Origin of the sequence: Dechloromonas sp. ZS-1 (assembly GCF_039649255.1) — a bacterium.
Taxonomy (GTDB): Bacteria; Pseudomonadota; Gammaproteobacteria; order Burkholderiales; family Rhodocyclaceae; genus Azonexus.
On the sequence record NZ_JBDIYD010000007.1, the window covers coordinates 52,806 to 66,390 of the forward strand.

14 protein-coding genes are annotated in these 13,585 nt (G+C 63.7%); 9 read left to right on the plus strand and 5 right to left on the minus strand.

The genetic code is table 11. The annotated features are described in order from the left end of the window. The first annotated feature begins 3 nt into the window (after positions 1–3). Positions 4–1,125 carry an ABC transporter substrate-binding protein gene (locus tag AACO21_RS10685; RefSeq protein ID WP_346192501.1) on the plus strand — a complete coding sequence of 374 codons (1,122 nt, stop codon included), beginning with the start codon at positions 4–6 and terminating at the stop codon, positions 1,123–1,125. Positions 1,126–1,217: 92 nt separating this feature from the next. Then, positions 1,218–2,441 carry a GGDEF domain-containing protein gene (locus AACO21_RS10690; RefSeq protein WP_346192502.1) on the plus strand — a complete coding sequence of 408 codons (1,224 nt, stop codon included), beginning with the start codon at positions 1,218–1,220 and terminating at the stop codon, positions 2,439–2,441. 55 nt (positions 2,442–2,496) lie between these two features. Here AACO21_RS10690 and AACO21_RS10695 read toward each other — a convergent pair whose 3' ends face one another. Together AACO21_RS10695 and AACO21_RS10700 are read right to left on the minus strand one after the other, a co-directional pair. Continuing rightward, entirely contained in the window at positions 2,497–2,988 is a 492-nt protein-coding gene (locus tag AACO21_RS10695) for a peptidylprolyl isomerase (protein WP_346192503.1), read from the minus strand. A 58-nt stretch (positions 2,989–3,046) separates the two neighbouring features. Beyond that, entirely contained in the window at positions 3,047–3,865 is an 819-nt protein-coding gene (locus AACO21_RS10700; protein ID WP_346192504.1) for a helix-turn-helix transcriptional regulator, read from the minus strand. Positions 3,866–3,953: 88 nt separating this feature from the next. Between AACO21_RS10700 and AACO21_RS10705 the strand changes: the two genes are divergently transcribed. From AACO21_RS10705 to AACO21_RS10730, 6 genes are all read left to right on the plus strand, one after another. Continuing rightward, on the plus strand, positions 3,954–5,171 hold the full coding sequence (locus AACO21_RS10705; RefSeq protein WP_346192505.1) for an MFS transporter: 1,218 nt from the start codon (positions 3,954–3,956) through the stop codon (positions 5,169–5,171). Positions 5,172–5,302: 131 nt separating this feature from the next. Beyond that, on the plus strand, positions 5,303–6,022 hold the full coding sequence (locus AACO21_RS10710) for an AzlC family ABC transporter permease (protein ID WP_346192599.1): 720 nt from the start codon (positions 5,303–5,305) through the stop codon (positions 6,020–6,022). After that, positions 6,019–6,342: an AzlD domain-containing protein gene (locus tag AACO21_RS10715; protein ID WP_346192506.1), complete on the plus strand. Its 324-nt coding sequence runs from the start codon at positions 6,019–6,021 to the stop codon at positions 6,340–6,342. Before AACO21_RS10710 ends, AACO21_RS10715 begins: the two co-directional genes overlap by 4 nt. Positions 6,343–6,414: 72 nt before the next feature. Beyond that, the gene (locus AACO21_RS10720) at positions 6,415–6,945 is read left to right on the plus strand and encodes a hypothetical protein (protein WP_346192507.1); all 531 of its coding nucleotides are present in this window, start codon (positions 6,415–6,417) and stop codon (positions 6,943–6,945) included. 71 nt (positions 6,946–7,016) lie between these two features. Further along, positions 7,017–7,709 carry a DUF3334 family protein gene (locus AACO21_RS10725; protein WP_346192508.1) on the plus strand — a complete coding sequence of 231 codons (693 nt, stop codon included), beginning with the start codon at positions 7,017–7,019 and terminating at the stop codon, positions 7,707–7,709. A gap of 94 nt (positions 7,710–7,803) precedes the next feature. Beyond that, positions 7,804–8,415, plus strand: coding sequence for a YitT family protein (locus AACO21_RS10730; RefSeq protein WP_346192509.1), 612 nt, complete (start codon positions 7,804–7,806; stop codon positions 8,413–8,415). Between the two features lie 21 nt (positions 8,416–8,436). On the opposite strand, the gene AACO21_RS10735 is transcribed toward AACO21_RS10730, so the two are convergent. Together AACO21_RS10735 and AACO21_RS10740 are read right to left on the minus strand one after the other, a co-directional pair. Next, the gene (locus AACO21_RS10735) at positions 8,437–8,973 is read right to left on the minus strand and encodes a YgjP-like metallopeptidase domain-containing protein (RefSeq protein WP_346192510.1); all 537 of its coding nucleotides are present in this window, start codon (positions 8,971–8,973) and stop codon (positions 8,437–8,439) included. After that, a complete protein-coding gene (locus AACO21_RS10740; protein WP_346192511.1) occupies positions 8,970–9,407 on the minus strand; it encodes an Rrf2 family transcriptional regulator in 438 nt (145 codons plus the stop codon). The genes AACO21_RS10735 and AACO21_RS10740 overlap by 4 nt, the downstream gene beginning before the upstream one ends. A gap of 141 nt (positions 9,408–9,548) precedes the next feature. Here AACO21_RS10740 and ccoG point away from each other — a divergent pair, with 141 nt between their 5' ends. Continuing rightward, entirely contained in the window at positions 9,549–10,958 is a 1,410-nt protein-coding gene (gene ccoG, locus AACO21_RS10745) for a cytochrome c oxidase accessory protein CcoG (protein ID WP_346192512.1), read from the plus strand. Between the two features lie 54 nt (positions 10,959–11,012). On the opposite strand, the gene AACO21_RS10750 is transcribed toward ccoG, so the two are convergent. Continuing rightward, complete coding sequence (locus tag AACO21_RS10750) at positions 11,013–13,553, minus strand: nitrate- and nitrite sensing domain-containing protein (RefSeq protein ID WP_346192513.1); 2,541 nt, start codon at positions 13,551–13,553, stop codon at positions 11,013–11,015. Positions 13,554–13,585 lie beyond the last annotated feature (32 nt).

The window sequence follows — 13,585 nt, forward strand, 5'->3', positions numbered from 1 at the left end:
CTGATGTCTCAACTCATTCTGGCCGCCCTGCTCGCCGTGGCAGCCCCCTTGTGCCTGGCCGCCGACATCGTGATCGCTCAGGTCGCCCCGTTCACCGGTCCGCTCGCGCCCACCGGACTACACCTGAGGGCCGGCGCCCAGCTGTACATCGATCAGATCAACGCCAAGGGCGGTATTCAAGGCAAACGCCTGGCGCTGGTCAGCCGGGATGATGGCTACAAGGCCGCCGACACCCTCAGCCAAACCCGTGCCCTGCTGGCGGAAGCCCAACCGATTGCGCTCTTTGGCTACGTCGGCACAGGCAATGTCGAGGCCATCCTGAAGGACAAGCTGCTCGAAGGTCACGCCATTCCCCTGATCACTGCCCGCACCGGCGCCAACAGCATTGTGGCCGCCAACAATCCCTGGCTTTTTCTGACCCGGGCCAGCTACGCCCAGGAAATCGAGAAGATCGTCCAGCAATACGAAACCATCGGCTACAAGCGTTTTGCGCTGCTCTATCAGAACGATCCCTTTGGTCTGGATGGTGCAGCCAGTGCAGAGCTCGCCATCCGGCAGGCTGGGGGGCAGTTGGTGGCACGCGCCAGTTACGAAAAGAACAGCACGGAGGTAGAGGCTGCCGCCAAAGCCATTGCGGCGGCCTCGCCCCAGGCCGTCATCCTGATTGCCAATACGGCTGCCAGTGCCGCGTTTCTCAAGCGCAGCCGTGAACTCGGCAATCTGGCGCAATACGTCGCCCTTTCGGTCACGGATGGGCCGCAGGTGGTCGAGCGGATCGGCGCCAGCGCCGCCAAAGGCCTGGCCATCACGCAAGTGGTACCGGACCCGGCGAGCCGGGCCACGCCCATGATCCGGGAAATCCAGGAGGCTTTCGAGAAATTCAAACCCAAGGGCGTCACGCTGAATCACACGCTGGTGGAAGGCTATCTGGGTGCCAAGATCCTCGGCGAAGGCCTGCGCCGTGCCGGCCCCAACCCGAGCCGCCAAAAGCTGCGCGACAGTCTGGAGCAGATGCGCGACTACGACATCGGCGGCCACTATGTAGGTTTCTCTACGACCAACCACCTCGGCATGAACCACGTCGACATCACCATCCTGAACAAGGACGGCCGCTTGCTGCGCTGACGCATTTTCCCCGGCAGGGCTTCAGGATTCTTCACACACCCCGCGGTGCCACAGGCGTAAGATCAAACCCAAAGAGACCTTGGTCACCGCCCATGCCCCTGATTGATATCCGCACCCTAATTCTGGTTTCAGTACTGGCCGGCAGCGTTTTTGCCCTCAGCATGGCGGCACTGAAGCGGATCGGCACAGACCATGCCTGTACGCGCAAATGGGCGCAGGGGGCGCATGTCGCGGCGCTGGGCTGTCTTCTGGTTGCCCTCAGGGGGCAGTTGCCGGATGCGGTCAGCATCCTGCTCGCCAATTTCCTGATTGTCTGGGGTCTGTCTCGCGTCTATCTCGGCTCCCGGGAATTCCTGAACCAGCCGCCGCTGCGACGCCTCGATCTGGCCCTGGGGCTGATCGTCCTGGCCGGATTCATCCCGTTTACCTACGGCGCGCCCAATCTGGCCGCGCGCATCGTCATTGTCTCCAGCGTCCTGGCCGTCCTGTTCCTGCACCACGGCTGGCTCTACCTGATCGAAGGCCCCCGGCAGCCCGGCATGGCGCTCCTGCCGGCACGGGCCACCGGCACCATTCTGATGCTGGCGGCCAGCATGATGCTGATCCGCGCCCTGCTAACGCCCGGCAGCACCCTCTCGCCGGACTTTCTGGTCGCCAACCAATGGCTTCAGCCCACCGCATTCATCACCTTGATTGTCGTCTTCATGACCCTGAACGTGGCCTTCCCGATTTTGCTGATGAGCCGGATGCAGCATGCGCTGGAGCAGGCCCGCGCCCGCTATGCCCATTTGTCGGCCACCGACCCGCTGACCGGCATCGCTAACCGCCGCCGGTTTGACGAATTCTTTGCCGCGGAATGGTCCCGCCATCAACGCACCCGTCAGCCACTGGCGCTGATCCTGCTGGATGTCGATCATTTCAAGCAGTACAACGACCGCTACGGGCATCCGGCCGGGGATGCCATCCTGCGCCGGATTGCCGCGCATCTTGCCGGGATGGCGCGCCGCCCCGGCGATCTGGTCGCACGCTACGGCGGCGAGGAATTCGTGATCGTCGCGGCCGATACGCCCTTGCGGGGGGCCGTCAAGTTGGCGGAGCAACTCCGCACCAGCATTGCCGCACTGGGCATCCCGCACGACGGAATGCCCACCGGACACCTCACTGTCAGCCTCGGCGTCGCCGTCATGGACGCCCTGCCGCTCTCCCAGGAAGCCCTGCTGGGACAGGCCGATCATGCGCTCTATCAGGCCAAGGCCCGGGGGCGCAATCAGGTCGTGAGCGCAACGGGTCGTATCGAATCGCCCGCGAGCCCGTAACCCAAAAATAAAACGCCCGCATCAGGCGGGCGTTTTTTTATCCGGGTCAGGCTGCTCAGTGGCAGGCATCCTCGTCATCCGGATGATGCACATGACCGTGCTCGACTTCCTCTGCGCTGGCGGCGCGGACGGCCGTCACGGTGCAGGTGAAGATCAGGGCCATGCCGGCCAGCGGGTGGTTGCCATCGAGCACGACCTTGTCGTCGGCGATGTCGGTCACGCGGTAGATCACGAAATCGTCTTCACCACCGTCTTCCGGGCCGCCTTCGAACTGCATGCCGACCTGGAGTTCTTTCGGGAAATCCTTGCGCGGCTCGATCTGGACGAGGCTGGCATCGTAGTCACCGAAGGCTTCGTCCGGCTGCAGCTTGACCTGGACGGATTCGCCCACGGCCTTGCCTTGCAGGGCTTCTTCAATTTTCGGGAAGATGTCGTCGTAACCGCCATGCAGATAGACGATGGGCTCGCGGCCCTCATCGACCACTTCGCCGTCGGTGTCCGTGACGTGGTAATCGATGGTGATAACACTGTTTTTTGCGACCTGCATGGGATGTTTTCCTTGGTAATCAGTCATTCGGGCCATGGTGGAACATGGCAAACGGCGATTATTCTACCACTTGCCCCGGATCGACATGGCGCCGCGCCTGCAGGAAACGTCCCGGCGGCAAGCCGAACGTCCGCTTGAACATGGCGGAAAAGGCAGCCTGGCTGGCATAGCCGAGATCGGCCGCAACCTTGCCCAGCGGCTGTCCGCGACCAATCCGTTCGAGCGCGTGGGCCAGGCGCAAACGCTGGCGCCAGGCGCCAAAGCCCATACCCAGTTCCTCTTTGAACAGGCGCGCCAGGGTCCGCTCGCTGGCCGCGCTCTGCGCGGCCCATTCGGCCAAGGTCCAGGCGCAGGCCGGATCGGCCATCAGGGCGGTGCACACCTGTTGCAGGCGGCGATCTGCCGGTAGCGGCAAGCCGAGGGACAAGGCGGGGGCGCGCGCCATTTCGCCGAGCAGCAACTGCATCATCAGCTGCCGGCGAGCGCCTTCCGTCGCTGTCCCTTGCGCTGCCTGACTCAGCGCTTCGATCAGCGCCGACATCAGATCGGAGACTTCGATGACGGTGCACGCGTCGAGCGGCAGCGGCGCGGCTTCGCGTGCCACATAGACCGTGCGCAATTCGACCGCGCCCAGCATCCGCACCTCGTGTTCGATCCCCGGAGGAATCCAGACCGCCCGCAAGGCGGGCGCCAGCCAGCTCATGCCGGCTGCCGCCACCTGAATCGTGCCGCGCAGGGGATAGGCCAGCTGAGCCCAGTCATGGCGATGCCAGGGCACGCACACATCCGGCGGCGGACGGCGCAAATTGACCGTAATCGGCTCATCAGGCGTCGGGGCCCGGCGGGGGACCGGATCGAAATCGAGGTGTGTCAGCATCTCGATAATTTTTGACTGATTATTGAAATACCGCAAGCCCGAACCGCCTCTAAACTGCCCCTCCAATGACCGTACACGATGTTGAACGATGACGACTGACAGCCTGCCTCATCCGCATTCCGCACGCAAAAATGACCTGGAAACGATCAGCCTGATCGGCTTCGTGCACGGGGTTTCCCATTTTTTCCACCTGCTTCTGCCGCCCCTCTTTCCCTGGCTGATGCCGGAATTTGGCCTGAATTTCACGGGCATCGGGGTCACCATGACCCTGTTCTTCGTGGTCTCCGGAATCGGACAGGCCATGGCCGGCTTTCTCGTCGATCGTTTTGGTCCGACCCGGGTGCTGGCCGGCGGTATCGCCTGCTTCGTTCTCGCCGGCATCGCGCTTTATGTCGCCAGTGGACTGGCCAGTCTCCTGCTGGTGGCCGCCTTGGCTGGCCTGGGCAACAGCATTTTTCACCCGGCCGACTTCACGGTCCTCAACCGCAAGGTGAGCCAGGCACGCCTGGGGCATGCTTTCTCCGTCCATGGTCTGTCCGGGAATATCGGCTGGGCGCTGGCGCCCCTCTTCATGACCGGATTGGCCACCGCCTTTGATTGGCGTATCGCCGGGCTGGGGGCCAGTGCGGTGGCCTGCCTGGCTTTGGGCCTGCTCTACTGGCACCGGCATGCGCTGCACGACTCCGACGTCCGGCAGGACAGTATTGCCGACGGTTCGCCCACGTCGACGTTTGCCTTTCTGTCGGTGCGCGCCGTCTGGTTGTGTTTCCTGTTCTTCTTCCTGATCACGGCTGCTTTCGGGGCCATCCAGAACTTTGCCAGCCCCGTGCTGCAAGCGCTGTATGGCCTGTCGCTCACGCTGGGCGCGCTGGCCCTGACCATCTACCTGCTGGGCAGTGCAGCCGGCATCATCCTCGGTGGTTTTCTGGCTCAGAAACAGGCGCATGACCGCCTGATCGCCGGGGCGCTCGGGCTGGCCGCCGCGCTGGCCATGCTGCTGGCCGCCGGGGTCACGCCGCCGCCGCTGATCCTGCCGCTGATGGCCGGTATCGGCTTCTGCACCGGCCTGGCCGGCCCCTCGCGCGACCTGCTCGTGCGCAAGGCGGCCACGGCCCGCTTCGGCAAGGCGGCATTCGGGCGGATTTACGGTTTTGTTTATTCCGGTCTCGATCTCGGGCTGGCCACGGCCCCGCTGATTTTCGGGCACTGGATGGATGCCGGACAGTTCAGCCAGGTTCTCGTCGGGATTGCCGTCTTTCAGGCGCTCGCGATCTTTACGGCCCTGCGCGTCGCCCAGGCGGACTGAGCCGATTTGCCCGATGCGCCACGTCGCCGCCAAGAAGACGGGAACCTTCCCTGGGAAAACCCGTCTTTCATGACCCTTTGATTTTTGGCATGGTCCGACGGTCGACCGTCACCCAACCCTGTTTTCCATCGATGTCACCTGTTTCTTCGCCCACGGGCTTCCTGGCCGGCGCCCGCGCCGGTCTCACCGCGTTCATGCCGGCCTCCGTCGGGCTCATCCCGTGGGCGCTCGTCGTCGGCATGGCCATGATCAGCGCCGGCTTCACGCCGCTGGAAGCGATGGGCATGAACATCATCGTCTTCGCCGGCACGGCGCAACTGGGTACCCTGCCGCTGATTGCCGACCATGCGCCCCTGTGGCTGATCGTGGCCACTGCACTGGCCCTCAACTTGCGCTTCGTCATCTTCAGCGCAGGGATTGCACCGGGCTTTCGTGGCATGAACCGCTCCGCCCGCTGGCTGTGCGGCCACCTGCTCACGGATGGCACCTTTGCCGTGTGCTACGACAAGATGATGCAGGTGGACGATGCCCGCTGGCGCTTCGGCTATTTTGTCGCACCGGGGCTCTGGTCCTGGCTGCTCTGGCAGAGCTTTGCCCTGGCCGGCATTTTTGCTGCCGGCGTCATCCCGAAAACCTGGTCGCTGGAATTCATGGCCACCATCGCGTTGATCGTCTTGCTGGTCCCGATGGCGAAATCCCGCCCCATGTTGGTCGCCGCCCTGGTCGGCGGCACCAGTGCCACGCTGCTGCGCGGCATGCCGCTGCGCCTGGGCGTGGTGACGGCGATCTGCCTCGGCATTGCCGCCGGCTTTGCAGCAGAAAACTGGCAAGACGCCCAGGAGAAAGCATGAACGACCTCTCCCTCTGGCTGATTTTCCTGCTGCTGGGCCTGGCCACCACGCTGCCGCGCGCCAGTTTCATCGTGCTCGGCAACAAGGTGGCCTTGCCGTCACGCCTGCAACGTGCCCTGCGCTATGCCCCGGCTGCCGCGCTCGCCGCCATCGTCATACCGGATCTGCTGGTGGTGAGCGGCAGCGTCACGCCACTCAATCCCAAGCTGGCCGCCGGCTTCGCCGCCGTCTGGGTCGCCGCGCGCTGGCGTAATCCCTGGCTTCCCTTCCTGATCGGCATGGCCGTCCTGTGGGCGCTGCAAGCCATGATCAAGGCCTGAAAACGACTGCAGCGCTGGACGCGGGCACGCGAGGCGGTTACATTCCGACGGTATTTTTCTGTTGAGCCTCACATGTCCCGTCCTGTTTTCCTGGCCCTCGCCACCCTGCTCCTCTGTCTGAACCCGCCTGCGGAGGCACGCGGTAAAGGCGGGGGTCACCACAGCAGCAGCCACACCAGCCACGACAGCCATACCTCAAGCGGTGGCTTGAACCTGCATCAGACCGTACGCACGCATCGCGATGGTGAGCGTGACTCGTCCGGTACTGGCGGCCAGGCGGCGGCTTCGCCCGCCGGCAATGCGCCAGCCCCGGCTCAGGATGAAGCCAAGGCCAAGGCACAGGCCGACGCCAAGCTGGCGATGCGCGATGCCCAGCAGGCTGATGAAGCCCGGCGCCGCGAGCAGGCCGCCGAGCACGCCCGGCTCGCTGAAGAAGCACGCCAGCGCAAAGCGGCCGAAGATCGCGCCCAGGCGCAGGAAAACGCCCGCCAGACCCGTCTGGCCGAGGCGGCAACGCGTGAAGCGCAATGCCAGATCAAAGGCGTGATGACCGATCAGGAGATTGCCACCTGCCGTCGTGTCTGGGCCAGCAACGCACGCTAAAGGTGCGCGGAGCCAGGGCATGCGCTAGAGTGACGCCATACCTTCATCACGCATAACAAGAGCGAGACACCATGACTGACAAGAACACGCCCGTCACCTTCGGCACCGAAGACATCCTGCGCACCCTGTGCAACGCGGTCACCCACGTCCTTTCCGTCGGTACGCAGAGCGAAGTGCGCTATTCCGGGATGGTCCAGCGCATCACCAAAACCGGTCTGAAGCCGGATATCGGCTGTTTTGTGCTGTTCGACGGCGGTTTTTCCGGTCTGGTCGTGATCAACTTTTCCGCTGCCGCCGCGATGGAGCTCTACGAGCGCTACCTGCTCAGCATGGGCATGGCCAAGGAAGAACTGGCCACCAGCCACACCTCCGATGAAGTCGGTAATGTGATGGGCGAACTGATGAACCAGATTGTCGGCGACTTCACCGGCAAGATCGCCCGTGATCTGCAAACCCACATCACCCAGAACCAGCCCAAGATGGTGGCCCTGAACAAGCAGGTCATGCTCAGCGTGGATGCCAATCTGGACCAGCCGGAAGCCCGCCGCGTCACCTTCTTCACGGGGCGCAACAACATCTTCTATCTCGAGCTGGCGATGGATCGCACCGAGTTCATCAAGATGAACGAGTTCGAGGCCAGCGATGCGCCGGACCCGGACGAACTGCTCGCCCAGGTGGTTGCCGGCAAAAACCCGGCCCCGGCCGCGTCGACCGTCGCCGACAGCAACGATCACGACGAATTGCTGAAATCGCTCGGGATGTAAGGGTTTTCCTGCGGTCGACCGCAAAACAGACCGTAAATCGAGGCCGCGCTGCTACCATCGCGGCCTTTTTCATTGCTGCTCAGGCCGCCTGCTCATGACCGCTGTCCCGCCCGCCAACCCCCACACCCTGCTCGAAGATGCGCAAGCCCTCTTCATCGGCACCCTGCTGGTCGCCTCCGGCGTCGTCATGTTCAAGACCGCCGGCCTGCTCACCGGCGGCACGGCCGGCCTGACCTTCCTCCTGCACTATCTGACCCAGCGTCCGTTCGGCCTGCTCTTCGTGCTCGCCAACCTGCCTTTCTTCTGGCTGGCCCTGCGCCGCATGGGGGGCGCTTTCACGCTCAAGACCTTCGTGGCAATCGGCCTGCTGGCGGTGATGACGGAAGGCGCGCCGCAGGTTCTGCATTTCGATGTCCTGCACCCGCTGGTCGCGGCCATTCTGGGCGGATTTACGATGGGCGTGGGCTTTCTGATCCTGTTTCGTCACCGCGCCAGCCTGGGCGGCTTCAACGTCCTGGCGCTCTATCTTCAGGACAAACTCGGCTGGCCGGCGGGCAAGGTCTTGCTCGCCATTGATGCCGCTGTGCTGCTCGGTGCTTTTTTCGCTGTCCCGCCCGAGCGCGTAGCTGCCTCGCTGATCGGCGTGCTTGCGCTCAACCTCACCATCACGATGAACCACAAACGCGGCCGCTACATCTCGTTCTGAACGGTAAGAACAATGTGACGGCTAAGCCGCCGTGACGGCTGCATCCCAGACCGGCGCGCCACCTGCCGCCTGATGGCATAACCAGGCACGCACTTCGAACTCCAGCTGGTGGTAATCGGCCAGCATGTGATTGCAAAGCTGGTAGAACGCCTTGTCGTGATCGGCTTCCTTGAGATGCGCGAGTTCGTGCACCACGATCATTTCGAGAAACGGCTCGGGCGCACTGCGGAACAGGCTGGCAATGCGGATTTCCCGGCGCGTCGACAGCCGTCCGCCCTGAACCCGGGCAATCCGGGCATGCGTACCCAATGCCTGCTGCACCTGCTGCAACTTCCCGTCGTAGCAAACGCGCGCCAGCGGCGGGGCATTGCGCAGATAGCGCGCACGCAGCGCATCGACATAGTTGAACAAGGCCTTGTCGGTGCGGATGTCGTGCAAACGCGGATACTTGCCACGCAGCCAAGCCCCCATCCGGTCGGCTGCGATTGCCTGACGGACCTGATCGATGATCGCAGGCGGATAGCCCGCCAGCGCGCGCAGATGCGGTTCGCCGCTCATGCCGTTTGCAGCCGGATGACCGGCACCACCGCCTGCGGATCACGCAGGAGATCGGCCAGGGTATGCCGGTCCAGCACCGCCCACATCGCCGCCAGCGCTTCGCCAAAGACGCCGCGCAAGGCACAGCCGCCGGTAATCCGGCAGCTGGCATCCGCCCCCATGCACTCGACCAGCGCAAAGTCGCGCTCGGTGTGACGCAGCACCGCCCCCAGGCCAATCTCGGCCGGCGGCTTGGCCAGACGCATGCCACCGCCCTTGCCGCGGACGGTCTGGACATAACCGCCGTGCCCCAGATGCAGGGCGACTTTCATCAAATGGCTCTCCGAGACGGCGTGCCGCTCGGCAATTTCGCCAATATTGACCAGTCGACCGTCGTGCGCGCCTAGGTACAGCAAGACGCGCAGGCTGTAATCGGAAAAGCGGCTCAGGTGCATGCGATAAAGGGCATCAAAAGTGGCATTCGAAATGTTGATTATAGAAAGCCGAGGCTTTAGCATAAACTGGAATTTCAAATTCCGGTTTAATCACCCGCCTTTGCCGCCCCGCCGCAGCGGGACTGCCTCACGGATCGCCTCATGTCTTCAGCCAAACCCCCGCGCAAAATCATCGACATCAAACCCGCCGGCGACCCCGAGGCCAAGGTCTATCCCCGTTCGGTCGACGGCCCGTTCACACGCTGGCGCTGGTTTTTCGTCTGGCTGACCCAGATCGTCTTCTACGGCATCTGCTGGATTCCCTGGGAGGGCCGCCAGGCCGTGCTCTTTGATCTGGATGCCCGCAAGTTCTATCTGTTTGACCTCGTGCTCTGGCCGCAGGACACGATCTATCTGGTCATGCTGATGATCATCGGCGCCCTCGCCCTGTTTTTATTCACCGCCGTTGCCGGGCGCCTGTGGTGCGGCTACAGCTGCCCGCAAACCGTCTACACGGAGATTTTCCTGTGGATGGAAAAGAAGATCGAAGGCGACCGCGCCCAGCGCATCAAGCTCGATGCGCAGCCCTGGCATGCCCGCAAACTGGCCATCAAAGGCGCCAAGCACCTGGCGTGGTCGCTCTTTGCGCTGTGGACCGGGATCACCTTCGTCGGTTACTTTGTGCCCATCCGTGAGTTGCTGGGCGAATTGCTCGCTTTTTCGGCCGGCGCCTGGTCCGTCTTCTGGGTCCTGTTCTACGGCGGCATGACCTACGGCAATGCCGGTTTCCTGCGCGAGCAGATGTGCCGCCAGATCTGTCCCTACGCCCGCTTCCAGTTCGTGATGCTCGATCCGGACACGCTGATCATCGCCTACGACACGCAGCGCGGCGATCCGCGCGGTGCCCGCCCCAAAGGCACCGATCCCAAGGCCGCCGGCCTCGGCGACTGCGTCGATTGCGGCATCTGCGTGCAGGTCTGCCCGACCGGCATCGACATCCGCGAAGGCCTGCAGAACGAGTGTATCGGCTGTGCCGCCTGTATCGATGCCTGCGATCAGGTGATGGACAAACTCAACTACCCGCGCGGCCTGATCCGCTATTCGACGGAAAACGCCATTGCCCAGCGCTATACCCTGGACACGGTCATCCGCCGGGCCATCCGGCCGCGCGTGCTGATCTACGCCCTGCTCCTCGGCGCGCTCGCCATCGGCACTGCCTGGTCGCTCGCCACGCGCCCGGTCCTGCGCGTCGAAATCCAGAAGGATGACCGCACGGCGCTCGCCCGCGAAGCCGACGACGGCCAGATCGAAAACACCTTCCGCCTGCGCATCCTGAACGCCGGCCACGCCCCGCGTCGCCTGCAGGTGAGTCTGCTTCAGGATCAAGGCCTGCAACTCGCCGGCGAAACAGCCCTGACCATCCCGGCAGGCGAATACGGCGCCCTGACCTTGAGCGTCCGCGCCGAGCCCGGCAGCCTGCCGCAAGGGCCGAACCGGATTGATTTCAAGGTTAGCGACCCGCAGGATGCCAGCCTGTCCGCGACCGAAAAATCGAAATTCTGGATGCCGTAAAGGCAAAAAAATGGCCCCGCTCACGACACGCGGGGCCATGGATGACGCGGTCTTTTACTTTAAACGTGGTACCGGCGCCGGCAATGGGCGGGTCGGCAAGCTCGCTGGTAAGCGCGCCGCCAACACCGCCGTATTCGGCAGCCGGAAGCTGTCGACCGCCTGCATCAACTCAAGCGACTGTTCCTCCAGACTTTCCGCTGCGGCAGCCGCTTCTTCGACCAGTGCTGCATTTTGCTGCGTCACTTCATCCATGCGGCTCACCGCAACCGTTACCTGCTCAATGCCCGTACGCTGCTGCTGGCTGGCGAGGCTGATCTCTGCCAGCATGCCGGCAACCTGGCTGACGCTGGTGACAATGTTTTCCATGGTATTCCCGGCCTGGCTCACCAATCGATTGCCTTCGGCCACCTCCGCCACGGACGCCTCGATCAAGCCCTTGATTTCGCGTGCAGCCACCGCACTGCGCTGCGCAAGATTACGAACCTCGGTCGCCACCACCGCGAAGCCGCGCCCCTGTTCGCCCGCCCGTGCCGCTTCCACTGCGGCATTCAGCGCCAGGATATTGGTCTGGAAGGCGATGCCGTCAATCACGCCGATGATGTCACCGATCTTGCGCGAACTCTGCTCAATCGCGCCCATCCGCTGGATCACCGCGCCCACCAACGCCCCGCCTTCACTGGCGACGCTATTCGAGTGCGTGGCCAGACGGGCTGCTTCCTGGGCCGTCTCAGCGTTCTGACGTACGGTTTCGCTCAGTTGGGTCATCGAACTGGCCGTTTGTTCCAGGCTCGCCGCCTGCGCCTCTGTCCGGGTCGACAGATCCTGGTTGCCGGCGGCGATTTCCTGCGCGGCCGTATGAATGGCCGCCGACGCCTGCTTGATCTGCCCGACGACCTCGCGCAGATTCAGCACCGTCTGGTTCGCATCGGACTTCAAGGCACCGAAGACCCCGGCATAATCCCGCTCGATGGTTTGCGTCAGATCGCCCTGGGCCAGCCGGTCGAGGATGTCCAGCGTGGCGTCCAGCGCCTCCTGCGTGGTGTCGAGCAGGCGGTTGGTCCGCTCACCCAGCATGGCAAAGAACCCCTGCTTCCCGGCCAGATCAATCCGTTTGGCGAGATCGCCCTCTGCGGCTGCACTGACGATCTCGCCGACCTCCGCTTCGACCCGCACTTCAGCCGTCCGGTCCACCCACTCGGCGATTGTCCCGAGACGCTCGCCGGTTTCGCTGAGCACCGGGTTGGCTGTCACGCTCAAGGCGCAATCTCCGACCTGCAGATGTGCCGTATGGGGCGCCTGCAACCCTGCCAGCAGGTCTGCCTGATGCGCCGGCACGCGGTGGAAACGGTCAATATTCTGGCCGAGCAAGGCATCCGCATCGAAATCCGGCAATTGCCTGCGAATGCCCGCCTCAGCCCCCTTGAGCAGGCGATGCACGGATTTATTCACGTAAATGATCTTGCGCTCGGCATCCGCGATCATGACCCCGGTACTCACATTGTCGAGCGCCACCCGGATACGCTGATTGGCCGAGGCAACGGCACGCTCGGTTTCGATGCGTTGCCGCAGGTCCTGCTGCATGCGCTTCATGTTGGCAAACAGGCTCCCTTCATCGCCCGGCCGTAAATCCACCGCATTATCGAGTTTGCCCTCGGCAATGGCCTGCGCCAGCGCAACGGCGGCGGCCGGTTCGCCGCCCAACTGGGCCAGGATGCCGATGATCAGACGATGCGCGACCCACACGGTCAGCGACACGGCGAGCACCATGGTGCCCGCGATCACCAGCAACCAGCGTTGGGCCGCCACCTGGTGCGCCGTGGCCACGGCCAGCAGTTCACCCGCCAGCTGCTCCTCGATATCCTTCAGTTGATCGATGCGCTGGGTGGCCTTGGCAAACCAGTGCAAGGCATCCATCCCGAGCGAAACGGACTGCACCTGGGCGAGCGCCGATTCCCGCAGGGCCTTGACCTCGGCAAACACCGGTGTCGCTTGGGCCGTATTGAGCAGGCTCAGCTGTTGCGGGCTGGCATAGCTGGAAAAAGCGGAGAACCAGGCATCCTGCGTCGCCATCACCGTGAGCAGGCGGCGCAGGCTCTCAGAGCTGAAGCGATCGGCCCCGATGATGTTGGCCATCGTGGCCCGCTCGATCCCGGCAAACTCCTTGGCTTGCAGGAAGGCGCCATAAGCCGTGGCCAGACGGGTTACCTCGGCATCCCGCGAGAGCACCGATGAGGTCGCCACAACCCGCAGCAAGCCTGAAATCGTCCCGGTGTAATAAGCCACAGCATCGCCGCCGGAAATCTGCAATGCACTCACCGCCTGCCGCTTGCCATCCAGCTGCGCCATGCCATTTCGGAACGACCCGATCTGGGCGACCAATTCATCACCGTAAGCGGCCGCATCAAAATCGAGCAACTGCGCCTCGAGTGCTTGCTGGGCACCATCCACCACCTGACGCTGGGCGTGCAGTTCAGCCTGGAAGCGCGCCCCCTTGCTGCCAATGAACCCGGCACTCATGCCGCGTTCCTTCTGCATCTCATGCACCAGGCGGCCAATCGCCACCGATACATGCGAGAGCGACTGCAGGGCCGTCATTTCCCTGACCTATTGCCAGCGCGAAGCCGCCG

What these genes read in the sequence shown, in the direction of transcription:
- AACO21_RS10750 (WP_346192513.1), bottom strand. Translation starts at nt 13,553, where the DNA reads ATGACGGCCCTGCAGTCGCTCTCGCATGTATCGGTGGCGATTGGCCGC.
- AACO21_RS10735 (WP_346192510.1), bottom strand. Translation starts at nt 8,973, where the DNA reads ATGAGCGGCGAACCGCATCTGCGCGCGCTGGCGGGCTATCCGCCTGCG.
- AACO21_RS10705 (WP_346192505.1), top strand. Translation starts at nt 3,954, where the DNA reads ATGACGACTGACAGCCTGCCTCATCCGCATTCCGCACGCAAAAATGAC.
- AACO21_RS10740 (WP_346192511.1), bottom strand. Translation starts at nt 9,407, where the DNA reads ATGCACCTGAGCCGCTTTTCCGATTACAGCCTGCGCGTCTTGCTGTAC.
- ccoG (WP_346192512.1), top strand. Translation starts at nt 9,549, where the DNA reads ATGTCTTCAGCCAAACCCCCGCGCAAAATCATCGACATCAAACCCGCC.
- AACO21_RS10700 (WP_346192504.1), bottom strand. Translation starts at nt 3,865, where the DNA reads ATGCTGACACACCTCGATTTCGATCCGGTCCCCCGCCGGGCCCCGACG.
- AACO21_RS10715 (WP_346192506.1), top strand. Translation starts at nt 6,019, where the DNA reads ATGAACGACCTCTCCCTCTGGCTGATTTTCCTGCTGCTGGGCCTGGCC.
- AACO21_RS10725 (WP_346192508.1), top strand. Translation starts at nt 7,017, where the DNA reads ATGACTGACAAGAACACGCCCGTCACCTTCGGCACCGAAGACATCCTG.
- AACO21_RS10685 (WP_346192501.1), top strand. Translation starts at nt 4, where the DNA reads ATGTCTCAACTCATTCTGGCCGCCCTGCTCGCCGTGGCAGCCCCCTTG.
- AACO21_RS10690 (WP_346192502.1), top strand. Translation starts at nt 1,218, where the DNA reads ATGCCCCTGATTGATATCCGCACCCTAATTCTGGTTTCAGTACTGGCC.
- AACO21_RS10730 (WP_346192509.1), top strand. Translation starts at nt 7,804, where the DNA reads ATGACCGCTGTCCCGCCCGCCAACCCCCACACCCTGCTCGAAGATGCG.
- AACO21_RS10710 (WP_346192599.1), top strand. Translation starts at nt 5,303, where the DNA reads ATGTCACCTGTTTCTTCGCCCACGGGCTTCCTGGCCGGCGCCCGCGCC.
- AACO21_RS10720 (WP_346192507.1), top strand. Translation starts at nt 6,415, where the DNA reads ATGTCCCGTCCTGTTTTCCTGGCCCTCGCCACCCTGCTCCTCTGTCTG.
- AACO21_RS10695 (WP_346192503.1), bottom strand. Translation starts at nt 2,988, where the DNA reads ATGCAGGTCGCAAAAAACAGTGTTATCACCATCGATTACCACGTCACG.